Annotated in this window: 23 protein-coding genes; 14 read left to right on the forward strand and 9 right to left on the reverse strand. The window is 70.4% G+C overall.

Features of this window, described 5'->3' with window-relative positions:
- The first annotated feature begins 55 nt into the window (after positions 1 to 55).
- A complete protein-coding gene (locus tag ACXJY8_RS10120; protein WP_463779532.1) occupies positions 56 to 250 on the forward strand; it encodes a hypothetical protein in 195 nt (64 codons plus the stop codon).
- Between the two features lie 84 nt (positions 251 to 334).
- Here ACXJY8_RS10120 and ACXJY8_RS10125 read toward each other — a convergent pair whose 3' ends face one another.
- The gene (locus ACXJY8_RS10125; protein ID WP_463779535.1) at positions 335 to 3,478 is read right to left on the reverse strand and encodes an efflux RND transporter permease subunit; all 3,144 of its coding nucleotides are present in this window, start codon (positions 3,476 to 3,478) and stop codon (positions 335 to 337) included.
- Positions 3,479 to 3,490: 12 nt separating this feature from the next.
- Positions 3,491 to 4,741: an efflux RND transporter periplasmic adaptor subunit gene (locus tag ACXJY8_RS10130; protein WP_463779539.1), complete on the reverse strand. Its 1,251-nt coding sequence runs from the start codon at positions 4,739 to 4,741 to the stop codon at positions 3,491 to 3,493.
- A gap of 221 nt (positions 4,742 to 4,962) precedes the next feature.
- On the opposite strand from ACXJY8_RS10130, the gene ACXJY8_RS10135 reads away from it, so the two are divergent.
- Positions 4,963 to 5,136: a hypothetical protein gene (locus ACXJY8_RS10135; protein WP_463779542.1), complete on the forward strand. Its 174-nt coding sequence runs from the start codon at positions 4,963 to 4,965 to the stop codon at positions 5,134 to 5,136.
- Between the two features lie 135 nt (positions 5,137 to 5,271).
- Here the strand turns inward: ACXJY8_RS10135 and ACXJY8_RS10140 are convergent, their stop codons facing one another.
- Entirely contained in the window at positions 5,272 to 6,057 is a 786-nt protein-coding gene (locus tag ACXJY8_RS10140; RefSeq protein WP_463779544.1) for a Crp/Fnr family transcriptional regulator, read from the reverse strand.
- Between the two features lie 438 nt (positions 6,058 to 6,495).
- Between ACXJY8_RS10140 and ACXJY8_RS10145 the strand changes: the two genes are divergently transcribed.
- Both ACXJY8_RS10145 and ACXJY8_RS10150 read left to right on the forward strand, forming a co-directional pair.
- Positions 6,496 to 7,206: a Crp/Fnr family transcriptional regulator gene (locus tag ACXJY8_RS10145; RefSeq protein WP_463779547.1), complete on the forward strand. Its 711-nt coding sequence runs from the start codon at positions 6,496 to 6,498 to the stop codon at positions 7,204 to 7,206.
- 421 nt (positions 7,207 to 7,627) lie between these two features.
- Positions 7,628 to 8,374, forward strand: coding sequence for a sigma-70 family RNA polymerase sigma factor (locus ACXJY8_RS10150; protein WP_463779550.1), 747 nt, complete (start codon positions 7,628 to 7,630; stop codon positions 8,372 to 8,374).
- 5 nt (positions 8,375 to 8,379) lie between these two features.
- Here the strand turns inward: ACXJY8_RS10150 and mgtE are convergent, their stop codons facing one another.
- Positions 8,380 to 9,750, reverse strand: a complete 1,371-nt coding sequence (gene mgtE, locus ACXJY8_RS10155; RefSeq protein ID WP_463779552.1) for a magnesium transporter — start codon at positions 9,748 to 9,750, stop codon at positions 8,380 to 8,382.
- Positions 9,751 to 10,269: 519 nt separating this feature from the next.
- Between mgtE and pqqA (ACXJY8_RS10160) the strand changes: the two genes are divergently transcribed.
- Positions 10,270 to 10,359 (forward strand): pyrroloquinoline quinone precursor peptide PqqA, encoded by a 90-nt coding sequence (gene pqqA, locus ACXJY8_RS10160; protein WP_055952695.1) that lies wholly within the window; start codon positions 10,270 to 10,272, stop codon positions 10,357 to 10,359.
- A gap of 80 nt (positions 10,360 to 10,439) precedes the next feature.
- On the forward strand, positions 10,440 to 10,529 hold the full coding sequence (gene pqqA, locus ACXJY8_RS10165) for a pyrroloquinoline quinone precursor peptide PqqA (protein WP_055952690.1): 90 nt from the start codon (positions 10,440 to 10,442) through the stop codon (positions 10,527 to 10,529).
- Positions 10,530 to 10,781: 252 nt separating this feature from the next.
- Here the strand turns inward: pqqA (ACXJY8_RS10165) and ACXJY8_RS10170 are convergent, their stop codons facing one another.
- Complete coding sequence (locus ACXJY8_RS10170; protein WP_463779566.1) at positions 10,782 to 11,513, reverse strand: LysR family transcriptional regulator; 732 nt, start codon at positions 11,511 to 11,513, stop codon at positions 10,782 to 10,784.
- A gap of 135 nt (positions 11,514 to 11,648) precedes the next feature.
- Here ACXJY8_RS10170 and ACXJY8_RS10175 point away from each other — a divergent pair, with 135 nt between their 5' ends.
- The gene (locus ACXJY8_RS10175) at positions 11,649 to 12,818 is read left to right on the forward strand and encodes an MFS transporter (RefSeq protein WP_463779569.1); all 1,170 of its coding nucleotides are present in this window, start codon (positions 11,649 to 11,651) and stop codon (positions 12,816 to 12,818) included.
- A gap of 22 nt (positions 12,819 to 12,840) precedes the next feature.
- On the opposite strand, the gene dinB is transcribed toward ACXJY8_RS10175, so the two are convergent.
- On the reverse strand, positions 12,841 to 13,929 hold the full coding sequence (dinB, locus tag ACXJY8_RS10180) for a DNA polymerase IV (RefSeq protein ID WP_463779573.1): 1,089 nt from the start codon (positions 13,927 to 13,929) through the stop codon (positions 12,841 to 12,843).
- Positions 13,930 to 14,156: 227 nt separating this feature from the next.
- Between dinB and ACXJY8_RS10185 the strand changes: the two genes are divergently transcribed.
- The 4 genes from ACXJY8_RS10185 to ACXJY8_RS10200 all read left to right on the forward strand — a co-directional run bounded on the left by ACXJY8_RS10185 (position 14,157) and on the right by ACXJY8_RS10200 (position 19,541).
- Positions 14,157 to 15,311, forward strand: coding sequence for a dimethylmenaquinone methyltransferase (locus tag ACXJY8_RS10185; RefSeq protein ID WP_463779578.1), 1,155 nt, complete (start codon positions 14,157 to 14,159; stop codon positions 15,309 to 15,311).
- A gap of 241 nt (positions 15,312 to 15,552) precedes the next feature.
- The gene (locus ACXJY8_RS10190) at positions 15,553 to 16,476 is read left to right on the forward strand and encodes an alpha/beta fold hydrolase (RefSeq protein ID WP_463779582.1); all 924 of its coding nucleotides are present in this window, start codon (positions 15,553 to 15,555) and stop codon (positions 16,474 to 16,476) included.
- A gap of 87 nt (positions 16,477 to 16,563) precedes the next feature.
- Complete coding sequence (locus ACXJY8_RS10195; RefSeq protein ID WP_463779587.1) at positions 16,564 to 18,855, forward strand: xanthine dehydrogenase family protein molybdopterin-binding subunit; 2,292 nt, start codon at positions 16,564 to 16,566, stop codon at positions 18,853 to 18,855.
- 155 nt (positions 18,856 to 19,010) lie between these two features.
- Positions 19,011 to 19,541 (forward strand): phosphate-starvation-inducible PsiE family protein, encoded by a 531-nt coding sequence (locus ACXJY8_RS10200; protein WP_463779591.1) that lies wholly within the window; start codon positions 19,011 to 19,013, stop codon positions 19,539 to 19,541.
- A gap of 87 nt (positions 19,542 to 19,628) precedes the next feature.
- On the opposite strand, the gene ldtR is transcribed toward ACXJY8_RS10200, so the two are convergent.
- The 3 genes from ldtR to ACXJY8_RS10215 form a co-directional block, all read right to left on the reverse strand.
- On the reverse strand, positions 19,629 to 20,141 hold the full coding sequence (ldtR, locus tag ACXJY8_RS10205; protein ID WP_463780516.1) for a transcriptional regulator LdtR: 513 nt from the start codon (positions 20,139 to 20,141) through the stop codon (positions 19,629 to 19,631).
- A gap of 165 nt (positions 20,142 to 20,306) precedes the next feature.
- Complete coding sequence (locus ACXJY8_RS10210; protein WP_463779593.1) at positions 20,307 to 20,774, reverse strand: DUF6163 family protein; 468 nt, start codon at positions 20,772 to 20,774, stop codon at positions 20,307 to 20,309.
- A gap of 16 nt (positions 20,775 to 20,790) precedes the next feature.
- Positions 20,791 to 21,855, reverse strand: a complete 1,065-nt coding sequence (locus ACXJY8_RS10215) for an enoyl-CoA hydratase/isomerase family protein (protein ID WP_463779595.1) — start codon at positions 21,853 to 21,855, stop codon at positions 20,791 to 20,793.
- 224 nt (positions 21,856 to 22,079) lie between these two features.
- On the opposite strand from ACXJY8_RS10215, the gene hemB reads away from it, so the two are divergent.
- The 3 genes from hemB (at position 22,080) to ACXJY8_RS10230 (ending at position 24,195) form a co-directional block, all read left to right on the forward strand.
- A complete protein-coding gene (gene hemB / locus ACXJY8_RS10220; RefSeq protein WP_463779597.1) occupies positions 22,080 to 23,138 on the forward strand; it encodes a porphobilinogen synthase in 1,059 nt (352 codons plus the stop codon).
- Positions 23,135 to 23,554: a hypothetical protein gene (locus ACXJY8_RS10225; RefSeq protein WP_463779599.1), complete on the forward strand. Its 420-nt coding sequence runs from the start codon at positions 23,135 to 23,137 to the stop codon at positions 23,552 to 23,554. The genes hemB and ACXJY8_RS10225 overlap by 4 nt, the downstream gene beginning before the upstream one ends.
- Positions 23,555 to 23,706: 152 nt before the next feature.
- Entirely contained in the window at positions 23,707 to 24,195 is a 489-nt protein-coding gene (locus ACXJY8_RS10230; RefSeq protein ID WP_463779602.1) for an RDD family protein, read from the forward strand.
- The last annotated feature ends 24 nt before the right edge of the window (positions 24,196 to 24,219 follow it).

The raw sequence follows: 24,219 nt of genomic DNA on the forward strand, positions 1-24,219 counted from the left end.
AAACGCCACAGGGGCCGGTGAACCGGGTCCGACAGAGGTTGAGAGACCCGCGCCAATGAAGAGCCCGCTGACCCCCCTCCTGATCCTCCTGCTCCTGCCGATCACCGCCATCTGCGCCGTGCTCTACACGGATGCGGGCATCGAGGCAGCGCTGTTCTACGCCACCGTGAAGACCTTCGCGGTGCTCTTCGTCGTCGCCGGTGGCCTCTGCTTCGCCGCGAGCCGCCTCGCCGCTCGCAGCGAGGGCTGACCGCGCCTTCGAAGCTCGCAGGACGCAACGAAAAGGCCCGGACCGAAAGGTCCGGGCCTTTTCGTTGCGGGGCCCGCCGCAGGCCTATTCGGCGGCGATGCGGGGCGGCGGGAACGGCTTCGGGTCGTTGGCCGTATGGGTCGGCGGCAGGGCGAACGCGCCCTCCGTCGGCTCGTCCACGGCGCCGACGAAGCGGCCGAAGAGGCGCACGAACAGGCGCGAGAGGTCGTCCACCAGGATGAAGATCGCCGGCACGAAGACCAGCGACAGGCCGGTGGAAACGATGAGGCCGCCGATCACCGCGATGGCCATCGGTGCGCGGAACTCGCCGCCGATGCCGAGCGCCATGGCCGAGGGCACCATGCCGGCCGCCATGGCGATGGTGGTCATCACGATGGGGCGCGCCCGCTTGCGGCCCGCATCCACGATGGCGGTGACCCGGTCGACGCCGCGGGCCATCTCCTCGACGGCGAAGTCCACCAGCATGATGGCGTTCTTGGTCACCACCCCCATCAGCATCAGGATGCCGATCACCACCGGCATCGAGATCGGCTTGTTGAAGATGAGCAGCCCGAGGATCGCGCCGCCGATGGAGAGGGGCAGCGAGAACAGGATGGTCAGCGGCTGCAGGAAGTTGCCGAACAGCAGCACCAGCACGCCGAAGACCATCATCAGGCCGGCGCCCATGGCCAGCGCGAAGCCCTCGAAGACCTCGCCCATCACCTCGGCGTCGCCGGTCTGCCGGATGGTGACGCCGGGCGGCAGGTCCTTGGCGGTGGGCAGGGCGAGCACCGCGCCGATCAGCGCCCCGAGCGCGTCCGAGCCCTCCATGTCGGCCTCGAGGGCCACGCGGATTGCGCGGTCGTAGCGGTCGATGGCGGTCGGTCCGCGCCCGAGGCTGAGGTCGGCCACGGTGGAGAGCGGCACGGCCGCGCCGCCCTTCACCGGCACCTTCAGAGTCTCGATCTGCGCGAGGTCGCCGCGCAGGCGCTCGGGCAACTGCACCCGGATCGGTACTTGCCGGTCGATGGTGTTGAACTTGGCTAGGTTCGCGCCGATGTCGCCGATGGTCCCGACCCGGACCGTCTCGGCGATGAGGTCGGTGGAGACGCCGAGATCGGCCGCGACCCCGGCCTTCGGCCGGATCCGGATCTCGGTGCGGTCCAGCGGCGCCGTCGAGAGCACGTTGACGAGATGCGGCACGCTCGCCGCCTCGCGCTGGAGCCGCGCTGCCGTCTCGGCCACCACCGCCTTGTCGGGGCCGGAAACGATCAGCGTGACGTCGCGCTGGCCGCCCTCGCGCAGGGCCCAGAACCGGATGTCGGGCACGTCGTGCAGGATCGCCCGGATGGCCGTGTCGACCTGCTTCTGGGTGCGGTGACGGGTGTTCTTCGGGGTGAGGTTGATGGTGAAGGTGGCGAGCCGGACCTCCTTCTTCGCGGGCAGCTGGCGGCCGCCGTCGACGAAGACGCTGCGCACCTCCGGCAGGGCGCGGATGCGCTCCACCAGGCCGTCGCTCACCTGCGTGGTGTCGGACAGGCGCGCGCCGGGCGGCAGCTCGACCACGAAGATCGTGCGGGCGGCGTCCTCCGCCGGCAGGAAGCCCGCCGGCAGCAGGCCGGTCGATAGGATCGACCCCGCAAAGCAGGCAAGCCCCAGCACGAGGGTGATGAACTTGTGGCGCACCGACCAGGCGACGACGCGGGTGTAGCCCCGCATCACCGGGCCCTCGCGGCTGTGGTCGGGGCCGTGGTCGCGCAGGAAGTAGGCCGCGAGCAGAGGCGTGATCAGGCGCGCGACGAGGAGCGACATGAACACCGCCGCCGCGATGGTCAGGCCGAACTGCTTGAAATACTGCCCGGCAATGCCGCTCATGAAGGAGACGGGGGCGAAGATCGCCATGATCGTCGCCGTGATGGCGATGACGGCAAGGCCGATCTCGTCGGCGGCTTCCAGGGCGGCGCGGTAGGGGGATTTGCCCATGCGCATGTGGCGGACGATGTTCTCGATCTCCACGATGGCGTCGTCGACGAGGATGCCCGTGACCAGCGTGATCGCCAGCAGGCTGACGGCGTTCAAGGAGAAGCCGAGGCTGCTCATCACCCAGAAGGTCGGCAGCACCGAGAGCGGCAGGGCGATCGAGGCGATCAGCGTGGCGCGCCAGTCGCGCAGGAACAGGAACACGACGATCACCGCCAGCGCCGCGCCCTCGACGAGGCTCAGCATCGCCGAGTGGTAATTGCCCACCGTGTTGGTGACCGAGGTGTCGATGACGTCGAAGCGCACGCCCGGATGGCGGGTGCCGAGTTCCGCGATGCGCTTGGCGACGCCGACCGCCACCTCCGCGTCGCTGGCGCCGGTGGAGCGCGAGATCGCGAAGGCCACCACCGGCTCGCCGTTGAAGCGCGCGAAGGTACGAGGCTCCTCCGAGCCGTCCACAAGGCTGGCGAGTTCGTCGAGGCGGACCTTGCGGCCGCCCGGCACGACGATCGAGGTTTCCGCCAGGATATCGAGGCTGGCCGCCCCCGCCAGGGTCCGGATGGACTGCTCCTGACCGCCGAGTTCGCCGCGCCCGCCGGCCATGTCGGCGGCGGTGAGGCGCAGCTGGCGGTTGACGTCGGCGGCCGTGATCCCGAGCGCGAGCAGGCGGTCGGGCTTCAGGATCACCCGGACCTCGCGGGCGACGCCGCCGAGGCGCTCGACGCCGCCGACCCCCTTCACGCTCTGCACCTGCCGGGCGATGACGTCGTCGATCAGCCAGGACAGGTCCTCCGGCGTCATCGCCGGGGCCGAGGCGCCGTAGATCATGATCGGCAGGCCCGCGATCTCGACGCGGTTGATGATCGGCTCCTCGATGGTGCGGGGCAGGTTCACCCGCACCTTCGAGATAGCGTCCTTCACATCGTTGACCGCCCGGTCGCTGTTCACCTCGAGACGGAACTCGATCGTGGTGCTGGAGACGCCCTCCGAGATCGTCGAGATGACGTGCTTGACGCCCTTCACCCCCGCCACCGCGTCCTCGACGACCTTGGTCACCTGGGTCTGCAGTTCGGAGGGCGCGGCCCCCGATTGCAGCACCTGCACGGAGACGATGGGGATGTCGATGTTGGGAAAGCGCGTGATCGGCAGTGCCCGGAAGCTGACGAGGCCGAGCACCACCAACACGAGGAAGAGGACGAGGGAGGGGATCGGCTTGCGGATCGCCCAGGCCGAGATGTTCAGGCGCATGGGATCGTCCGATCAGCGGGGTGCGGCGTCGGCCGCCGGGAAAGGCGCGGCATCGGCCGCCTTCACAGTCGGGATGACGGGCCGGACGCGATCGCCGTCGCGCAGGAAGCTGCTGGCCCGGGCCACCACCACCTCGTCGGCACTGACGCCGGAGCGGATCTCCAGGACACCGTCGGCGGCGAGGCCGGGCACGATCCGGCGGGCCTCGACGCGCTCCCCGGCGACGATGAAGACGCTCGCGCCGCCATCGGCCCCGTAAAGCACCGCCGAGAGCGGCACCGCCACGCCGATGCGGCGCGCGACCTCGACCTTGCCGCGGGCGAAGGCGCCGATGCGCAGGCCGGGGTCGGGATCGAGGCCGATGCGGATGCGCCCGAGGCGCGTGGTGCGGTCGATCTCCGGATCGATGCGGCGCACCTGCCCCTTCAGGGTCCGTCCCTCGTCCCAGTCCAGGCGGACGGGGTCGCCGACATGGAGGCGCGGCATCCAGACCTCCGGGACCTCGCCCTCCAGCTCGATCTCGCCGCGGGCGATCAGGCGGAACATCGGCTCGCCGGCGGCCGTCGCGGTGGCGCCGACCCGGGCGGTGCGGCGGCTGACGATCCCGGCCTCGGGCGCGCGAATCTCGGTGCGGGCGCGTCGCAGGGCGATCTCCGCCCCCTGCGCTCGCGCGGTGGCGAGATCGGCCTCGGCGAGTTGGAGCCCGCCGCGTGCGGCCGCAAGGCGCCCCTCGTTGCCCTGGGCGGTGGAGATGCGCTGCTCCAGGGTCACCGCCGTGGCGTTGCCGGTGCGGATCAGGCTGCGCGTGCGTTCGAGGGCGAGGTTGGCCTCGACCTGGGCGGCCTCGGCCTGAACGATCTGGCTGCGGGCCTGGATGATCGCGGCTTGCGCCTTGGCGATGGCGGCGGCGTTGGCCGCTTCCTGGGTCACGATCATCTCGAGGGAGAGCCGCGCCAGGGGCTGGCCGCGGGCGACATGGGCCCCCTCCTCCACCAGGAGTTCGGTAATCCGGGTGCCCTCGATCTCCGGCGCCACGAGGATCTCGTCGCGCGGCACCAGCGTCCCGGTAACCACCGCGCGCTCCACCACCTCGCGCTGGATTGCCGGGACCACCGTGACGGCGGGTGCGACGGCGGCCGGATCGGGAACCGCCGCGGGCTCGGCCGCGGAGGCGCGCGGGGCGGTGCCGGCGAGCAGCGCCAGCGTGAGGAGCGGTATCCGGGCGAGCGACGCGGACCGAAGGCAGTGCAACAGGGATCGCATGGCGGGCGGCTCGTCGACGTCGGACGTCCGAGGCATGGAGCGCGAGCCCGGCGATTTCATGGCCCACCCCTTCATGACGCACCTCCGTTTCAGGGCGCACCCCGCGGGCGACGTCCGGATGCCACCGGAGGGACGTCCCTCCGGTGCCGCTGCCCGCAACTTTCGGCCTGCTGTCACGTTGAGAGGAGCATAGACCTTTCCCGCTAAGGGGTTAACGATCCATGAGCATCTTCGAGGTTCGCCAGCAGACCAACGGCGCCGTTCTCTGGACGGGCAGCGCGCTAGACGCGGCCTCCGCCCTCGACGCGATGGCCCGCGAGGCCGGCTACACCGATTTCCAGGACCTGCCGGAGGACATCCGCGCGGCCCATCCGGTGGCCCGCCCGATCGTCTGAGGCGCCGCCCCTCCCGGGGTCAATGCAACGTAGCTGGAGCCCGGCCCGTCCGCTCGGACGAGCCGGGCGATCGCCTTGAATCATCGTCCCGTGCGATGCCCGGCGACGCTACGATGGGCTCGCGCCCCGGTCGTGTCACCGCCCGCCATTCGGCGCCGGCGCGAGATAGTCTGGGTCGAAACCGCTCAGGCTCGTCAGGCGCGGGATGTTCCGGATCATCAGCACACGGGAGCGGAGCTCGATCAGGCCCTGGCGCTTGAGGTCCTGCAGCGTCCGGTTGACGTGCACCGTCGAGAGGCCGGTGGTATCGGCGAGGTCCATCTGGGACGTCGGCAGGTCGTAACCGTCGCCCCGCGCCAATCCGACCGTCCGAAGCCGCGTCAGGAGTTCGAGGAGCAGGTGGGCGATGCGCTCGATGGCCGAGCGGGAGCCCAGATTCACCAGCCACTCGCGCAGGATCGCATCGTCCGTCAGGTTCGCCCGCCGCATCAGGGCGATGAGGTGGTTCCGGTCCTGCGCGAGATCCTGGAGCGGATCGAACGCGATGCGGGCGAAACGGCAAGGCGACAGGCTCGCGATCGCGTGGTCTCGGCGGTCGAGCAGGGCGATGTCGAGGTCGCAGAAATCACCCGGCACCATGTAGGCCAGGATTTGGCGGGAGCCGTTCGCCCTGAGTTTGAAGCGGCAGGCCATGCCGTCGAGAAGCACGAAGATCCCCGTCGGGCGCTCGCCGTCGCGGGCGACCTCCGTGCGCGACCCGACCGGGAACGTCTCAGCGCAGAGCGACGCCAGGATGTCGCGATCCTCCGCCCTCAGGGTTCCGAAATGCTCCAGCTTGCGGATCATCGGATTCGTCGCTTCGGCGTGCTGCACCCCTAGTAAGCTCGGGATCAATCCCGAGAGATCGTCCGGCGCACTCATGGCGCTCGCTCCGGCGACCGTGGCGGGCCGGGATTCCCGCCGCCCGCGCTCGGCTTCGCAACATCCGTCACAGCGCCGTCAATCCTCGATCCGACCGATGTCAGGACCACGCGATGTCGCGCGTGATCCTGCCCTGAACCGGAGCAGCGGTCTCCTCACCGTCGGTGGCCGGAACCTTGCAGCGCTGCCGCCCGGGCCATGGCTTTGCTCCGGTATTCCCTGAACCGCAGCGTTTATAAATCCTAAATTGCTATGTTCCGCAGTGCCATGCCACTTTGGTGTGGTGCCCGACACTTGCGGAATGTCGACTACCCGACAGACCGCAGAGCGGGCTTGCCTTTGTCTCGCATCGTACAGATAGTCGAAAACTGCTTGTATATATTCCTGAGTATGGGTCCGTGAGAGACTATTTGTGCTCTTGCCCCAAGGGACAGGGCCGTGTCGCTGCTAGAGCAATCTGCCGTTCGCAATCGCTTGCTCAAACGTCTCTCGCCAGGCGATTACAGGTTGCTTCAGCCACACCTGCGGTCGATGCCGACGGAATTGCGCCAGGGTCTGATCTACCCGCATAGGCCGATCCAGGATCTCTATTTCCCGGAGGCGGGCTACGCCTCGATCACGACCGCCGGTACCAGCAAGGTCGAGGTCGGCATCATCGGTCCCGAGGGCGTGGTCGGGGCCGCCCCGGTCCTGCTGGGGAGCGACCGCACGCCCTACGACCACTTCGTGCAGAATGCGGGCGAGATGCTGGCGATCGAGGCCGGCGCGCTGGTGGCGGCGACTGAGTCCAGCTTCACCCTGCGCAACCTGCTGCTGCGCTTCGTCCAGACCCTGCTGGTCCAGACCGCGCAGACGGCCTTCGCCAACGCCAGCTACAACATCGAGGTCCGTCTCGCGCGCTGGCTGCTGATGTGCCACGACCGCGTCATCGGCGACGAACTGACCGTGACCCACGACTTCCTGTCGTTCATGCTCGGGGTCCAGCGCACGACCGTGACGCTGGCCCTGCAGTTGCTGGAAGGCAACCGCCTGATCAAGGCGCGCCGCGGCCGCATCGAAGTCCTCGATCGCACCGGCCTGCTGAGCGTGGCCGGCGACAGCTACGGCGTGCCCGAATCCGAGTACCTGCGGCTCATCGAGAACGCCTGAGCCTGTTCCCCGCCGCCGGGGCCGGGGGTCCGACCCGCCGACGGGCCGACCGGGACGACGCGTGCGCAGGTCCGCCCCGCGGGAGCGGCGTCGGGGTGGCCGGATCGGCCTTTTCCTAAAGCTATTGAACCGTCGCCCGTCCAGCCGGGTTGGGATGATACGCATCATGCGTTCCTCCCTGGACTCGGCCCGCCCGGCAAAGGCCGCGGCGGGCCATTTGTCGTATTGAAATACTATAATTTCCGGAGGAAACTTCGCCATATCATCGAGTGTGACCGGAATGACTGTACGATAACGTGCCAAGTTATCTGAATGTCTTCCCATTAACCTGTGTTGATGCGAGCGTGTTCCTGGGCTTGCACAGTCGGATCGATTGAAGGGACACGGTGCTGTCCGTCCCGATCGGCTGAGAAGACACTGGATGACATCGCAATCAGGATCCGATGCACCAACCCGCCTCGCTCCCGAGAAAGCCCCCCCGCTCGCACCGTCGATTCGACGATCCCTCGGGCAGCACCTGCGTGACGCCTACGCATCCCTGGACAACGACCAGCCCGACCGCTTCGCCGTCCTGCTCGCCCGGCTCGAGGCCGTGCTCGCGGCCCGCGGCGAGAGCCTCACGGCGGAGGTCCGTCAGGGGCTCCAGGACCACGCGGCGGGGCTGCGCAAGTACGCCCTTTCGCTGACCCGCGACACCGCCCGCGCCGACGATCTCGTGCAGGACACCATGCTGCGTGCCTGGATGTACCGCGAGAGCTTCACGCCCGGGACCAACGTCTGCGGCTGGCTGACCATCATCATGCGCAACACCTTCTATTCCGGCCAGCGCAAGCGGGTGCACGAGGTGGAGGACAGCGACGGCAGCTATGCCGCGCAGCTGGTGACGCTGCCGGCGCAGGGCGCGGTCCTCGACCTCGAGGACGTCAACGCCGCCATCGGCCGCCTGTCGACGACCCTGCGCCAGGCCCTGACGCTCGTGGCCATCGACAACATGACCTACGACGAGGCCGCCACCGTGATGGGCTGCAAGATCGGCACCGTGAAGAGCCGCGTCTGGCGCGCCCGCGAGAGTCTCGCCGCCCTCGTGGGCTACTCCGCGGACGAGATCGGACCGGACCGCCTGGCCAATTCGGTGCTCAGCGACATGAGCCTCCGGCCCCGGGCCTGAGGCGGCTACAGCAGCGTCCCGCGCAGGATCAGCATCGCCACCGAGAAGTAGATGACCAGCCCCGTGACGTCGACGAGGGTGGCGACGAAGGGGGCCGACGCGGTGGCGGGATCGAAGCCGAGGCGCTGCAGCAGGAACGGCAGCATCGAGCCGGTGAGCGAGCCGAAGGTCACGATGCCGACGAGGGCCGCCCCCACGGTCGCCGCCACCAGCATCCAGTGCTCACCGTAATCGTAGAGGCCGGTCTTCTGCCAGACCACGATGCGGACGATGCCGATCGCGCCGAGGATCGTGCCGAGCACGAGGCCGGTCGGCAATTCGCGCAGGGCCACCCGCCACCAGTCGCGCAGGCGCACCTCGTGCAGGGCCAGGGCGCGGATAAGGAGCGAGGTGGCCTGGCTGCCGGAATTGCCGCCCGAGCTCATGATCAGCGGAATGAACAGGGTCAGGACGATGGCCTTTTCGAGCTCGCCCTCGAAGCCCTGCATGGCGGTAGCGGTCATCATCTCGCCGAGGAACAGCGCGCAGAGCCAGCCCGCCCGCTTCCGGATCATCGTGCCGAAGCCGATATCCATGTAGGGCTCGGGCAGCGCCTCCATGCCGCCGAAGCGCTGCACGTCCTGCGTCTGCTTCTCCACCATGGCGTCGATCATGTCGTCGACCGTGACGATGCCGATGACGTGGCCGACCGCGTCGATGACGGGGAGCGCCAGGAGGTCGTATTTCGAGATCAGGCGGGCGGCCTCCTCGCGGCTGGCCGTGGGCGAGACCGCCAGCGGGCGCCGGTTCGGCGCCACCGAGAGCACGTTGTCACCCGGATTGCCCGAGATCAGCCGGCGCAGGGGCACCGCCTTGGTCAGCGCCCGGGTGCGCGGGTCGAGGACGAAGATCGCGTAGATGGTCTCGCGGGTCTTCTCCACCTGGCGGACGTGGTCGAGGGTCTGCTGGACCGTCCAGTTGCCTGGTACCGCGACGAACTCCGTGGTCATCAGCGAGCCGACGGTCTCCTCGCCGTAGGTGCTCAGCCGGTCGACGGCGCCGCGGGTCTCGGCGTCGAGGCGGGCGCGCAGGTCCGAGCGGCCGGGCTCCTCGATCTCGCGGAAGAGGTCGGTGATGCGGTCGGCCGACATGCCCGATAGGTAGGAGGCGACCCGGTCGCGGGGCAGCATCTCGATGATGTCGGCGGCGCAGTCGAGCTCGGGCTGGTCGAGCACCTCGATCGCCCGCTCCACCGGCAGGCCGAGCAGGATGGCGGCGGCGACCTCGGGCGCCTCGTCGTTCAGGGCCTCGACGATGTCGGGCGCACGCTCGTCCGACAGCCGGGCGGCGAGCACCGCCGGATCGATGCCGGTCGGGAAGGAAGCGATCTCGTTCATGGGCTCACCTCGCAGGGCGCGCGATCCGGCCGTGGGGCCGTCCCGCATCGGGCCGCCGGGGCCCGGTCAGCGGGGCGTCAGGCGGCGGGAGCGGAGGCGGCCGCGCACGGCGCGGGCGATCGGTCTGGATTGTCGCTGGGCATCGGAATCGTCGAGAGGAAGCCGAGGCGCGCGCGGCGCGGTGAGTCATGACTCCTGCGCAGGCCCGGTCGGCGGCGCGTCAGTGCGCCTCCCCTCCCTAGGGCGTCAAGCCGAAAACCGGCAGCGCCGGATCTTTCCGCGACGACCGTGGTCCGGCCGCCCGGAGACCCGGTCCGGCGCCGGCGTGCCCGGACTCGCGAAGCCTGGGGATCGGCATCATATCTCTCGCTTTGGCGACCTGCGGGCCGGACCGCGCCGGCACCCGGCTGCAGGATCGGCACTTTCCCGCGATCCTATGAGAAATATAAGTGTAGCGCCCACTTGTATTGTGCCCAACACAACGGCATATGGAGGGGGTCGAACACGAAGGAGTTTCCCATGAAGTGGTCCGCCCCCGTCGTCCAGGAAATCTGCGTCGGCATGGAAGTCACCAGCTACGAGTCCGCCGAGATCGATCCCTTCAACTAAGGTCCGCCTTAGTTCGTAGACGGATCGAACCCGACCGGGTTCGGCTTTCACCCACCCCATAACCAATCAGGAGAGACGTCATGAAGTGGTCTGCCCCCATCGTCCAGGAAATCTGCGTCGGCATGGAAGTCACCAGCTACGAGTCCGCCGAGATCGATCCCTTCAACTGAGGGAGATCGCGGGTCCCGCCCGCGGGACCGGCTGATCCGAAGGGGCGTTATCCGAAAGGGTAGCGCCCCTTTCGTTTGGGCCGAGCGCGCTGGGTGCCGATGACCCGGCCGGCCCGCGCAGCGCCTCCGCCAGGAAATCGACGAGCACCCGGACGCGCGCCGGCATCGACGGACCTCCAACGAAGACCGCATGGATGGCCTCGCGGTCCTGTGGATTGTAGCGCTCCAGCAGCGGCACCAGGCGCCCGCTCTTCAGCTCGTCAGCTCGTCGGCGATGTGGAAGCGCCCGACCCGGGTGATGCCCATGCCGCAGAGGGCCAGCTGGACCAGCGTCTCGCCGTTGTTGGCGGACAGGGAGCCGGAGACCGCCAGGACATAATCGCGCCCATCCTCCCGGAACGGCCAGCCGGGCTCGGCGCGGCGGAAGTTGAAGTCGAGACAGTTGTGCCGGGCGAGGTCCGCGGGGACCTCCGGTGTTCCGACCCGCGCGAGATAGGCGGGCGAGGCCACGACCGTCCGGCCGGTGTCGCCGAGGCGGCGTGCGGTGAGCGGGCTGTCGGGCAGGGTCCCGAAGCGGATCGCCACGTCGGTCCGTCCTCCGAGGATGTCGGCGACTTGGTCGCTGAGGTCGATGTCGACACTGATACCGGGATGGCGCGTCACGAACTCCGCCAGCAGCGGCACGATCACCAGGCGCCCATGAGCGGAGGCGGTGCTGATCCGGACTCGACCGCGAGGCGAGGCCTGATCGGCGATCGCGCTCTCGCTCTCCTCGATATCGGCGAGGATCCGGCGCGCGGCGCGGGCATAGCTCTCGCCCTCGGCGGTGAGGCGCAGCGTGCGGGTGGTCCGCACGATCAACCGCACGCCGAGGCGTGCTTCGAGGCGGGCGACGATGCGGCTGACGGCGGAGGCGGTCAGCCCCAGACCGCGGGCCGCCGCGGACAGGCTGCCGTCCCGCGCGACGGCGAGAAAGGCCGTCATCTCCCCCGTCCGATCGATCCCGTCCCGCCTCATTCGTGCTCCTAGCGCACAGATGTCGGTCCGGAAATCCGACTACCCCCCTGTATCGCGCTGCATCATGTGCCTGTCGGAAACAATGACCGAGAGGCGACCCCCATGACAATCCATCCTGCCCTGCTGGCGCTGAGCATCGGCGCCTTCGGGATCGGCGTCACCGAATTCTCGCCGATGGGCATGCTGCCGCTGATCGCGAACGATCTCGGCGTGTCGATCCCGGCCGCCGGCCTGTTGATCAGCGCTTATGCGCTCGGCGTCCTGATCGGGGCCCCGTTGATGACCCTCGCCTTCGCGCGGGTGCCGCGCCGGGCGCTTCTCGTGGGCCTGATGGGCATCTTCACGGCAGGCAGCGTGATCTCGGCCCTCGCCGACGGCTACGCGATGCTGCTTGCGGCACGGATCGTCACCGCCTTCAACCACGGCGCCTTCTTCGGGATTGGATCGGTGGTGGCCGCCAGCTTGGTGCCGCCCGAACGGCGTGCGGCCGCCGTGGCGGCGATGTTCTCCGGCCTGACCATCGCGACGATCGGCGGCGTGCCCCTCGCCGCCTGGGTCGGGGAGGCGCTGGGCTGGCGCGCCGCCTTCTGGGGCATCGCCGGCATCGGCGCCGTCGCAATGCTGTCGCTGCGCCTGGCCCTGCCGCCCCTGCCCGTGGACGGCGCCCCCGACATCCGCGCGGAGTTGCGCGTCGTGGCGCGGTCGGCCGTCCTCGCCGCGCTCGCCCTCACGGTCCTCGGGTCGAGCGCCATGTTCACGGTCTTCACCTACATCGTCCCGATCCTGCGCACGGAGGCTGGGGCGGACGCATCCTTCGTCACGGCCATGCTGGTGGTCTACGGCGTCGGCCTGACCCTCGGGAACTGGGCTGGTGGACGCCTGGCCGACCGCACCGTGGACGGAACCATCATCGCCTCCCTCGTGGCACTGATCGTGCTGCTCGGGGTGTTCGCCGTCGGGATGGAATCGCGCTGGGTCGCCGCCCCGCTCATCTTGCTCTGGGGCGTCGCGAGCTTCGCCCTGGTGCCACCTCTGCAGATGCGGGTGATGGCGGAGGCCGGCGAGGCGCCCAACCTCGCCTCGGCCCTGAACATCGGTGCGTTCAACCTCGGCAACGCCATCGGTGCGGCCCTCGGCGGCCTCGTGATCGACCTCGGCGGCGGGTATTCGGCGGTCTCGGTGGCGGGGTCCGCGATGGCGGCGGTCGGCCTCGCCTTCATCCTGGTCCTGCGGCGCGGCCAGGGCGTCGCCGCCGCCGCAGCCTGCCACTGACGCCTGGGTCCGGGGAGTGCGCCTACAATCCGAGGCCGAGCTGGCGCGGCTCCGGGGCGGGGCCGTGTTCCAGGGCCGAGAGCGAGACCCCGAGGAGGCGCACGCTGCGCCGCAGGGGAAACAGGTCGCGCAGCAGGGCGAGCACCGTCTCCTCGAGGGCGGAGCGGTCCGGCACGAAGCCGGGCAGCGAACGGGCCCGGGTGATCTGCTCGAAATCCGCGAACTTGACCTTCAGCGTCACCGTGCGGGCCCGGACCTCCTTGGCGGTGGCCGCGCCCCAGACCTTGTCGAGGATCGGCGCCAGCCGCCCGGCGAGCACCGCGTAGTCCGCCGAATCCTCCGAGAAGGTGTTCTCGGCCCCGATCGATTTCCGGATTCGGTTGACCCGGACCGGGCGCCCGTCGATCCCGCGCGACACCCCGTAGTAATACGGCGCCGAGGCGCCGAAGCGCGCCGTCAGCGCCTCGAGGCTGAGGGCACGCAGGTCGCGCCCGGTGAGAATGCCGAGGGTCTTCATCCGTGCCTCGGTAACCGGGCCGATGCCGTGGAAGCGACCGATCGGCAGGTCCTCGACGAAGGCCGGCCCCATGGCGGGGGTGATGACGAACAGGGCATCGGGCTTGCGGAAGTCGGACGCCACCTTGGCCAGGAACTTGTTGTAGGAGACGCCCGCCGAGGCCACGAGCCCGGTCTGCGCGTGGATCGAGGCCCGGATCGCGCGGGCCACTGCGGTCGCGGTCGGCAGTCGCTGGCGGTTCTCCGTCACGTCGAGATAGGCCTCGTCGAGGGCGACGGGCTCGATCAGGTCGGTGTGTTCGGCGAAGACGGCGCGGATCTGCTCAGAGATCGCCCGGTAGACCTCGAAGCGCGGCTTGACGAAGACGAGGTTGGGGCAGAGCCGGCGTGCCGTCACCGAGGGCATGGCCGAGCGCACGCCGAAGGCCCGCGCTTCGTAGCTCGCCGCCGCCACCACGCCGCGCTCGCGCGAGCCGCCCACCGCCACCGGCCGGCCGCGCAGGGCGGGATCGTCGCGCTGCTCCACGGAGGCGTAGAAGGCGTCCATGTCGATGTGGATGATCTTGCGGATCGCGCCCGCGTCGTCCGGGTCCATCGCGGACGCCCCTCCCGCTCGGTTTGTCGGCTCGTGTTCGTGGTCTGTTCGCAGATTCCCGGTCCGGCCGCGCGAATCAAGCCCGGCGTCCCCGCGATCCACCGGCGAACCGACGCCTGGCGCGCCGGGGCTCGCCGTGGAGGCGGGCGTGCCGCATAAGGGCGCCGAGACGCTGCGACAGACGACACGCGACGCCCGCGCTTCGCGACCCGCCCGAGGACAGGCCCTTGAAGATCACCCAGCTCACCCACCACGATCTTGACGGCTACGGCGCCTCCACGGTGGCCGGCCAGTTCGCCGACGTCGCCCGGATCGTGCACGTGCCGCGCTACTCCGATGTCGGGCCGGTGGTCGAGACCGAGCTGAAGCGCCTCGGAAAGACCGCGGCGCCCGAGATGATCCTGATGACCGATCTCGGCCTCGAAGCGGTCGCGGTGACCTTCATCCGCAACTTCGCCGCCCTCAACCGCCGGCGCGAGCCGGAGACGCGCCACCGCCTCGTGGTGCTCGACCACCACGCCTCCTCGGTGGACCAGTTGCGCGACCAGGGCCTGGCGCCCCAGGCCGATCGGGACGTGCCGGGCCTCCTGCGCTTCGACCTCGAGGACCCGAACGTCGTCGTGCTCATCGACGAGGCCCGCTGCGCCACCCGTATGGCCTACGAGCACCGGGCGCTCTACGCGACTCGCGCGGCCGGCGAGGACCCGATCCTCGGCGCCCTGGTGACGGCGGTCGACGCGGTAGACCTCTGGCGCAAGGACCGGCCAGAATTCCGCAGCGGCCTGAGCCTCGACGAGATGTTCTGGGACAACGTCTCCAACCTCGTGCCGATCGGCCATCCCTGGCACGACCGCTTCGTCGGCGACCTCCTGCTCGGGGTGGCCCGCCTCCTCGGCGACGGCGCCTCCCCGGCCGTGATCGAGGGCCAGGTGCCGGCCCTGCGCAAGGCCATCCTCGACGCCTACCTCGCCGACGACGAGGGCGACGACCGCAGCCTCACCACCCGCATGCGCATTGCCCGGGTGCTCGCCCGCTCGGACCTGTTCCACCCCCTGTCGGACGGCACGCTGATGTCCTTCGGGCTCGATTCCGGCACCTTCCAGCGAGTCTCGGACCTCATCATGGAGAGCGGCCGGGCTAAGCGCGTCCTCAACGTGCAGCGGGCCGGGACGATGTCCTTCCGCTCCAACAACGAGACCGCCCTCGACGGGGCGCGTCGTTTCCGCGGCGGCGGCCACAAGGACGCGGCCGGCGGCAAGCTGACCAGCGGCTCGGCCTTCTCCCTGGCGGACGCCATCGCCCAGGTCGAGCCGGTGCTGAATCCGCCGGCGGCCGATCCGGCGCTGAGCCCGTTCGCGGCCCTGAAGAACTGGAAGGGCTGAGACGAGCGATCCCGCCGACACCGACGGTGCGTCGGCGGGAAAGTCCCGGATTGCCCCCGGCGCGGAGTCGCGCCAGTGTCACCGGGCCGTCCGGGCGGTTCTCGGCCCGCGGCCGACCTCGCGTGAGGCGCCGTCATCCCGAGCGCGAGGCCGGGGATCCGAGGCCGGGAATCATGGAGCGCACCGGGTCGGGCTCGGCCCGGGGACGGTCGCAATCTTGCCGCACGGGTATCGGGACCTCATGCCGCCGATCGACATCCTCAGCCGCGGGCACTGCCCGTTCCTGTCCGGCTTCGACCTGGCCGACGTGGCGCTGCCCGACATCCGCCTCCGGGTCGCCCTGTCCCCCGGCGGGCAGCGCCTGCCGGTGCTGCTGCTGCACGGCCATCCGCAGACCCACGCCACCTGGCACGCGGTGGCGCCGCGGCTCCGGGAGGCCGGCCATCCGGTGGTCGCCCCCGACCTGCGCGGCTACGGCGACTCGGATCGCCCGGACTCGACGGCCGATCACGCGCCCTACGCCAAGCGGGTCATGGCAGCCGACGCCGTGGCGCTGATGCGCGCCTGCGGCTACGAGCGCTTCGCCGTGGTCGGGCATGATCGCGGCGGGCGCGTCGCGCATCGCATGGCCCTCGACCACGCCGCCGCGGTTGACCGCCTCGCCGTCCTCGACATCGCGCCGACGCAGACGATGTACGCCCGCACCGACCGTGCCTTCGCGACCCGGTACTTCTGGTGGTTCTTCCTGATCCAGCCGGCTCCCCTGCCCGAGCGCATGATCGGCGCCGACCCGGAGGCGTATCTGCGCCACCACCTCGCCGGCCAGAGCCGGACGCCTGGGATTCCGAGCGAGGCGCTGATCCGGGAATACCTGCGCTGCTACCGCGCCCCCGGCAGCATCCACGCGATCTGCGAGGATTACCGCGCCGCGGCCGGCATCGATCTGGAACACGATGCCGCCGACGACGCGGCCGGGCGCCGCGTCGTCGCGCCGCTCCTCGCCCTCTGGGGCGGGCGCGGCACGGTCGGCGAGCTCTACGACGTCGCCGCGACCTGGCGCGAGAAGGCGGAACGGGTGGAGGGGCACGCCCTCCCCTGCGGGCACCTGCTGCAGGAGGAGGTGCCGGAGATCGTGCTCGACCGCCTGCTGCCCTTCCTCGCCTGACCGCCGCCGTGAGCGACTCGGGGTCGCGCGCCCGGATCGGGCGGGCCGATCCCGCGGTTACTCCTGCCGTGAGGCGAGGAGAGGCCGATGGCGAGACCGACCGACGCGCGCGATCAGACGGCTTGGCTCGGCCATCCGCATCCCCGCGTCGAGGGCGGCGCCAAGGTCACCGGCCGGGCGGCCTATGCCTCGGACCGGCACCTGCCGGGGCTCGCCCACGCGGCCCTGGTCACCAGCACGCTTCCGCGCGGGCGGATCACCGGTTTCGACCTCGCGGCGGCCGCGGCCGTCCCGGGCTGCCTGCGCATCTTCACCCACCGGGATTTCGCCGGCGCGATCCGGCCGGTGAAGCATCTCATGGCGGGGGGCTTTGCCAATAGTGGGCACCTGCCGCTGGGATCGGACGCCGTCGCCTATGCCGGCCAGATCGTCGCCCTGGTGGTGGCGGAGACCGTCGAGGCCGCCCGGGAGGCCGCCGCCCGGACCATCGTGCGCTATGCGGCCGAGGCCTTTGCCGACGGTTTCGACGCGCCTCTGACCGAGACCCTGCGGCTCGCGGATCTGAAACCGAAGCACCACGACCCCCGCACCGGCGACGCCGACGGCGCCCTCGACCGGTCCGACGTGATGGTCGCGGCCCGCTACGAGACGCCGATCCAGCACCATAACCCGATCGAGCTGTTCGGCACGACCTGCGCCTGGGACGGTCCGCGCCTCACCGTTTACGAGCCCTCGCGCTACATCGGCGCGGTCCGGCACGGCCTCGCCGCGCAGCTCGGCCTCGATCCGGGGGACATCCGGGTGGTGTCGGGTCTGATCGGCGGCCATTTCGGCGCGAAATTCGCCCTGTCGCAATACACGGCGCCGGTCGCGCTGGCCGCCCGCATCCTCGGCCGGCCGGTCTCCCTGGTCGCCAGCCGCCGGGAAGGCTTCACCATCGCCAATCATCGCCCGGAGACCCGGCACGACATCCGCCTGGGGGCGACCCAGGACGGGCGCTTCACCGCACTCGTGCACGAGGCCGAGGTCGTCACCTCGCGCTTCGACCCCTTCGCCATGGAGGGCACCGACGTCACCGCGAGCCTCTATGCCTGCCCGGCCGTGCGCACCGACGAGCGGGCCGCGCGGGTCGACCGCAACACCCCGGGGCCGATGCGGGCACCCCCCGAGGTGCCCTACCTCTTCGCCCTGGAGAGCGCCGTCGACGAGATGGCCGTCGCCCTCGGGCTCGATCCCATCGAACTGCGCCGGCGCAACGACACGGCCACCGACCCGATCTCAGGCAAGCCGTTCTCGTCGCGCCCGCTCATGGCCTGCTTCGATGCCGGCGCGGAGGCCTTCGGCTGGGCGGCGCGCGATCCGGAGCCGGGACGGATGCGCGACGGACCCTGGCGGATCGGCCTCGGCTGCGCGGCCTCGATCCGGCCCGTGAAGATCTCCCCCGCCACCATGCGGATTTGCCTCGACGCCGAAGGCCGCGCCACGGTCGCCACCGCCCATCACGAGATCGGCAACGGCATCACGACGCTGCTGGCCCTCGGCGCCGCCGAATGGCTCGGGATCACGCCCGAATCGGTCGACGTCCGCCTCGGCGACACCGACCTGCCCGCCGCCGGCCTCTCGGGCGGCTCGTCCACCACGACGAGCCTGCTCCACACCCTGGCGCAGGGCTGCGAGACGCTTCGGGCCCGTCTGGCCTCGGCCGCCGTCGAGACTGGATCCTTGGCTGGACCCCTGGCCGGGGCCGATCCCGCCGGATTGCGCCTGCGGGCGGGCGCTCTCGTGGCGCCGGACGGGCGGACCTGCCCGCTGCGGGCCGTCGTCGCCGGGCTCGATCCGGGCGGGATCGAGACGGTGGCGGCCTTCACCCCGGAGGGCTCGGGGCCGGAGGCCCTCGAGGCGATCGAATCGGGCAGGATGGCTCTCGGCACCGGGGCCGACGGTCGGTCGCTGTCCTGGGCCTTCGGAGCCCAGTTCGCGCGGGTGCTGGTCCACGAGGAGACCGGCGAGGTCCGGGTGCCGCGGCTCCTCGGCGCCTTCGCGGCCGGGCGGGTGCTGAACCCGCTGACGGCGCGCAGCCAGCTCACCGGCGGGATGATCTGGGGGCTCGGCTCGGCGCTCCTGGAGGAGACGATCCTCGACCGCGGCCATTACCGCAACCCGGATCTCGCCGAGTATCTCGTCGCCACCGCCGCCGACGCGCCGGAGGTCGAGGCCCTGCTGCTGCCCGACTCGGACGACACCGTGAATCCCCTCGGCCTCAAAGGCCTGGGGGAACTCGGCATCATCGGCGTCAACGCCGCGATCGCCAACGCGGTGTTCAACGCCACCGGCCGCCGCATCCGCGCCCTGCCGATCCGGGTCGAGGACATGCTCTGACCGGCCGCGGGCCCTGTCGCCCACCCTCCGCTGACGCGCTCGTGATCGTCCAGGCCGGTCCCGTCGCCGCGTGCCGAGCGGTCTCGGAGCGTGGCCACGCTGGACGCTCGCGCGCCGATCCTGTCTGATCGCCGGATCAGAGGGGGGAGCGCGTCATGTCCGACGACCGGGAGGATCAGGGCCGGCTCACGCGGGCGGCGAGCTTCGTCTTTCTTCATACGGAGCACGCGATCTACGCGGCCCTCGGCCTCCTTCTCGCGCTGACCGCCCTCGTCGCGCTGATCGATGCCTCTGCGCTGACCTGGGAGGCCCTGCGCCACCTCGGGGGCGCCGATCAGATCCTCGAGGTGGTGGACCGGCTGCTGTTCCTGCTGATGCTGATCGAGATCCTGCACACGGTGCGGGTGTCGATGCGCTCGGGCAAGCTGACGTGCGAACCATTCCTGATCGTCGGGCTCATCGCCTCGATCCGGCGGGTCCTGGTGATCACGCTGCAATCCTCGGAGATCACGCACGCCAAGGACTGGTCGCCCGAGAAGCAGGCGCTGTTCCAGGCCTCGATGATCGAGCTCGGCGTCCTCGCGGGCCTGATCCTCACGATGGTGCTCGCGATCTTCATGCTCCACCGCGCCCGCGACGACGGCAAGCCGGCGGGCGAGGAATCGGCCGAGCACGCCGGCTCCTGACCGGCTGAGCGCCGCGGCCGGGCAGCCCCGAAACGCGAACAAGCCCGGCGAACCGGGCTTGCAGAGGTGTCGCGGTGGTGAGCGTCCTCAGAGGCGGTAGCGGATCTGGTCGGTCCAGAAGCGCTCCAGGCGGCTGAGCGCGGTGTTGAGGCGGCCGAAATCGTCGTCCGAGATTCCGCCGATCGGCTGGATGGTGCGGGCGTGCTTGTCGTAGAGGCTCTGGATGATGTCGTGGACCTGTCGGCCCTTGTCGGTCAGGCTGATGCGGACCGAGCGGCGGTCGGTCTTCGACCGGGCATGGTGCAGGTAGCCGGCCTCGACGAGCTTCTTGACGTTGTAGGAGACGTTCGAGCCGAGATAGTAGCCCTTGGTGCGCAGCTCGCTCGCGGTGAGCTCCTTGTCGCCGATGTTGTAGAGCAGCAGCGCCTGGACGCTGTTGACGTCTTCGCGGTCCCGGCGCTCGAACTCGTCCTTGATCACGTCGAGAAGGCGGCGGTGCAGGCGCTCGACGAGGTGCAGGGCCTCAAGATACGAGCCGTGCGCCGGAGCGGCCTCGGGAGCGTTGTCGGTCTTGCTAACCTTGGCAGCCTGGGACTTCATCATGGGCCTCATCAGGTCTCGGGTGTTTCAGGGCCGGTGTTCTTCGCCACCGCTCATGAAGCCAACCTAGGAGTGCCAGATGAAAGACGCTTTAAGCGATAGGATGAATTTGCGATTTACCTCTCTCGGTAAATGCAAGATGAAGTGATCATCGTAACCTGTCGTTTACCGGATTTCCCGCGCCGCCAGGAAAGAGAAGATAAAATAAAATGCAATAATTCCCGCCTGTATTGCCAGGTATACGGGCGCCATCGGTAGAAGCTGAGGCGTCAGGACGGCCAGGGTGAGCGCGCTCGTGGCGGCCAGCAGCCAGACCACGCCGCCCCAGGCGCTCGTCAGCCAGAGCCCGACCGCCGCCATGGGGTCGATCACCGCGAAGTAGACGATCACGCTCTGGCGCCCCAGCGTCTCCGATTCGAAGGGGCGCCAGCCGGGCAGGACATCGAGGATACCGGCCCAGGTCGCGACGGCCTTCGTCAGCCAGGCCAGCGCGATGGCGCGCATGAACCACACCAGCACCACGTCCCAGCCGGTCTGTGGCCCCTGGGGGCTGCGCTCGATCCGGTCGGCGCCGCCCTCCTGGCCGCGGCCACGGATCTCGCGCGGGCCCGGTACCTTCGTCAAACCGCGCACGCGGGACCTCTCCTCATCACTCGTCCGATCCTGCGAAGGATGGCTCCGGGCCGTCCGACGGCGCGAAGGCCGCGGCGATCGCGGCGGGATCGACGGCCTCCAGGGTCGCGGGGTTCCAGGCGGGGGCGCCGTCCTTGTCGATGACGGCGGCGCGCACGCCCTCGAAGAAATCGTGGCCGCGCATCAGGGCGCCGACCATGCGGTATTCTAGCCGCATCGCCTCGGGGAAGCTCAGGGCGGCGCCCCGCCGCATCTGCGCGCGCACCAGGGTCAGGCTGGTGGGCGAGCGCGTGCGCATCAGCGCGGCGGTCTCGACCGCGAAGGCCGAGCCGTCCGCGTCGAGGCGCGCCAGGATCTCCGGGACGGTGTCGGCGGAAAAGCACGCGTCGATGACGGCCCGTGCCTCGACCAGGGGTCCGGGCCCGGGCACCGGCCGGGCGTGGGCGGCGAGCACCGGATCGATCGCCGCACCGGACGCGAGGGCGTCCACGATCGCGTCGAACGCCGCCGCTTCCGCGTGATGGGTGGCCAGGCCCACCGCGTGGGCGTCCCCCGGTCCGATCCGGGTGCCCGTGAGGGCGAGGTAGGTCCCGGTCAGGCCGGGCAGGCGCGGCAGCACGTAGGTCATGCCGACATCGGGAAACAGGCCGATTCCGACCTCCGGCATGGCGAAGCTGTAGGTCTCCGACGAGACCCGGTGGCTGCCATGCACCGAGATCCCGTTGCCGCCGCCCATGACCAGGCCCTCGATCAGGCTGATCACGGGCTTGGGAAACCGCTTCACGGTGGCGTCGAGGCCGTACTCGGCGCGCCAGAAGGCATCGACGGCGGCATGCTCACCAGCCTTGGCGAGGGCGTAGATCTGGCGGATGTCGCCGCCGGCGCAGAAGGCGCGCCCGCCCCGCCCGCGCAGCACCACCCGGGTCACCGCGGCGTCGCCGGCCCAAGCGTCCATCTTCGCCTGCATCGCCCCGAGCATCGCCAGGGACAGGGCGTTCAGGGCGCGCGGCCGGTTCAGCGTGACGAGGCCCACCGCCCCGCGCCGCTCGAACAGGATCTCCGCTTCGTCCGACTCCGCCATCGTCGCTCCCGGTTGGATCGCCTGCTTAGACGGGATTTTGGCGCGCGGCGTCAATCGGAGCGGTGGCGGACCGGTCCGTTCCGCGGTGCGCGAACGAGCGCCGTCCCTGCGTCGGCATCACGGGTTTCGGAGGCTTTTGCCGATGTGGTAGGCCCGTGCTCGCCCGCCCCGGCCAAAGCCCTTCCGGCCAAGACCTGGGCCGAAAAACCGTCGAGTTCGAGCCGATGACACACGAACCCCCGACCCCGCGTCCCCTGGCGGTCGAGACGGCCCAGGAGGCCGCCCGCCCGGCGGCCCTCGGCCTGACCCAGCGCCCGCGGCGCAACCGCAAGGCCGAGTGGTCGCGCCGGCTCGTGCGCGAGCATACCCTGACGGTCGACGACCTGATCTGGCCGCTCTTCGTCATCGAGGGATCGGGTCGGCGCGAGCCCATCGCGTCGATGCCCGGCGTCGAGCGTCTCAGCGTGGACGAGGTCGTGCGCGACGCCGAGAAGGCCGCCCGCGCCGGCATCCCGGCGATCTCGTTCTTTCCCTATACCGAGCCGTCCCTGCGCGACCCGACGGGCTCGGAGTCGCTCAACCGCGAAAACCTCGTCTGCCGGGCGGTGCGCGCCGTGAAGAAGGCGGTCCCGGAGCTCGGGATCATGACCGACGTCGCCCTGGATCCCTATACCAGCCACGGCCATGACGGCCTGCTGGAGGACGGCGCGATCCTCAACGACGAGACCGTGGCCCTCCTCGTGGAGCAGAGCCTGATCCAGGCCGAGGCCGGCACCGACATCATCGCCCCCTCGGACATGATGGACGGGCGGGTCGGCGCGATCCGGGCCGGCCTCGACCGGGCCGGTTTCCGCGACGTGCAGATCATGGCCTACGCGGCCAAGTACGCGAGCGCGTTCTACGGTCCGTTCCGGGACGCCATCGGCACCCAGGCGGCGCTGGTGGGCGACAAGCGCACCTACCAGATGGACCCCGGCAATTCCGACGAGGCCATCCGAGAGGTCGCCCTCGACATCGCGGAGGGCGCGGATTCCGTCATGGTGAAGCCCGGCCTGCCCTATCTCGACATCATCCGCCGGGTGAAGGACGAGTTCGCGGTGCCGACCTTCGCCTACCAGGTGTCCGGCGAATACGCGATGATCGAGGCCGCCGCCCGCAACGGCTGGCTCGACGGCGAGCGGGCCATGGTCGAGAGCCTGCTGGCCTTCAAGCGCGCCGGCGCCGACGGCGTGCTCACCTACTACGCGCTGCGGGTCGCCGAGCGGCTGCGCGCCGGCGCGTGAGGCCGCGCCGCGCCGCGCGTGGGCCGATCCTGGCCCTTGTGCTCGCGCCGGCGCTTCTCGGCCTCGCCGCCTGCGAGAGTTCCGTCGACCGCCAGCGCGCGATGATCTGCCGGCGCGCCGTCCCGGCGCTGGCGCCACCCGACACCGAGGTCCGGCTCCTGCGCATCGGCGCGGGCGCGACGCCGGACGAACTGCGGGTCGACTACGCCGTGGCGGGACGGCCCGGCCAGGCCGCGCGCCAGCGCTGGGTCACCTGCCGCTTCGGTCCCGGGGCCGAACTCCTCGGCCTCGCCACCGAGACCGGTCCGGTCAACGGCGCCCGCCTGTTCCTCCTACGTCAGTACTACCTCGACACCCCGGAGGCCGCGGCCGCCGACCCGGGATCGCAGGCTCCGGCCGGCCGCGCGGCGCCGTGACGGGAGCGATCCTGGACAGGGTGACCCTGGATGGGCCGATCTCGGGAGAGTCGCTCTTGGGACGGCCGATCTTGGAAGTTGCGGGCCCCGCGCCCATCTCTTGAGCGAGATCCCTGCCGCTCCCTCCCGCGAGCGACACCCAGGAGCGCCCGATGCGCGAGACGCAAAGCCCCTACGCCGATCCCGTGCGGACCGGCTACGCCCCGCAATTCCCCGTGCCCTACGTCCGGGGCAGCCTCGGCGCGCGCTTCGTCGCCTACTTCCTCGACATCCTGTTCATCTTCGGCTTCACCGCGCTGCTGACCCTGGTGATCACGGTGATCGGGCTCCTCACCTTCGGCCTCGGCTGGACCCTGTTCGCGATCCTGCCGGCGAGCGGCATCCTCTACAGCGCCATCACGGTGGGCGGCCCCGGCCAGAGCACCTGGGGCATGCGGATGATGGGCCTGCGCGTGGTCGCGCCGGAGAGCGGCGCCCGCGTCGACTACCTCACGGCGGCGATCCACGCGCTGCTGTTCTACGTGGCGGTCGCCTCGGCCTTCCTTCTCTGGGTTCTCGATGTCGGCATCGGCCTCGTGCGCGCCGACCGCCGCCTCGGCCACGACCTGCTCCTCGGCCTCGCGGTGGTCCGCGCCGGCTGAGGCGCCGCTTCGGGCCTTGCTGGC

The organism is Methylobacterium sp. TK31 (assembly GCF_055361545.1).

Excerpts from the sequence above, each read along its gene's own strand:
- ACXJY8_RS10150 (WP_463779550.1), top strand. The coding sequence starts at position 7,628 with ATGACATCGCAATCAGGATCCGATGCACCAACCCGCCTCGCTCCCGAG.
- ACXJY8_RS10125 (WP_463779535.1), bottom strand. The coding sequence starts at position 3,478 with ATGCGCCTGAACATCTCGGCCTGGGCGATCCGCAAGCCGATCCCCTCC.
- dinB (WP_463779573.1), bottom strand. The coding sequence starts at position 13,929 with ATGGACCCGGACGACGCGGGCGCGATCCGCAAGATCATCCACATCGAC.
- mgtE (WP_463779552.1), bottom strand. The coding sequence starts at position 9,750 with ATGAACGAGATCGCTTCCTTCCCGACCGGCATCGATCCGGCGGTGCTC.
- ACXJY8_RS10230 (WP_463779602.1), top strand. The coding sequence starts at position 23,707 with ATGCGCGAGACGCAAAGCCCCTACGCCGATCCCGTGCGGACCGGCTAC.
- ACXJY8_RS10175 (WP_463779569.1), top strand. The coding sequence starts at position 11,649 with ATGACAATCCATCCTGCCCTGCTGGCGCTGAGCATCGGCGCCTTCGGG.
- ACXJY8_RS10130 (WP_463779539.1), bottom strand. The coding sequence starts at position 4,741 with ATGCGATCCCTGTTGCACTGCCTTCGGTCCGCGTCGCTCGCCCGGATA.
- ACXJY8_RS10170 (WP_463779566.1), bottom strand. The coding sequence starts at position 11,513 with ATGACGGCCTTTCTCGCCGTCGCGCGGGACGGCAGCCTGTCCGCGGCG.
- pqqA (WP_055952690.1), top strand. The coding sequence starts at position 10,440 with ATGAAGTGGTCTGCCCCCATCGTCCAGGAAATCTGCGTCGGCATGGAA.
- hemB (WP_463779597.1), top strand. The coding sequence starts at position 22,080 with ATGACACACGAACCCCCGACCCCGCGTCCCCTGGCGGTCGAGACGGCC.
- pqqA (WP_055952695.1), top strand. The coding sequence starts at position 10,270 with ATGAAGTGGTCCGCCCCCGTCGTCCAGGAAATCTGCGTCGGCATGGAA.
- ACXJY8_RS10135 (WP_463779542.1), top strand. The coding sequence starts at position 4,963 with ATGAGCATCTTCGAGGTTCGCCAGCAGACCAACGGCGCCGTTCTCTGG.
- ACXJY8_RS10200 (WP_463779591.1), top strand. The coding sequence starts at position 19,011 with ATGTCCGACGACCGGGAGGATCAGGGCCGGCTCACGCGGGCGGCGAGC.
- ACXJY8_RS10120 (WP_463779532.1), top strand. The coding sequence starts at position 56 with ATGAAGAGCCCGCTGACCCCCCTCCTGATCCTCCTGCTCCTGCCGATC.
- ACXJY8_RS10190 (WP_463779582.1), top strand. The coding sequence starts at position 15,553 with ATGCCGCCGATCGACATCCTCAGCCGCGGGCACTGCCCGTTCCTGTCC.
- ACXJY8_RS10195 (WP_463779587.1), top strand. The coding sequence starts at position 16,564 with ATGGCGAGACCGACCGACGCGCGCGATCAGACGGCTTGGCTCGGCCAT.
- ACXJY8_RS10140 (WP_463779544.1), bottom strand. The coding sequence starts at position 6,057 with ATGAGTGCGCCGGACGATCTCTCGGGATTGATCCCGAGCTTACTAGGG.
- ACXJY8_RS10215 (WP_463779595.1), bottom strand. The coding sequence starts at position 21,855 with ATGGCGGAGTCGGACGAAGCGGAGATCCTGTTCGAGCGGCGCGGGGCG.
- ldtR (WP_463780516.1), bottom strand. The coding sequence starts at position 20,141 with ATGAAGTCCCAGGCTGCCAAGGTTAGCAAGACCGACAACGCTCCCGAG.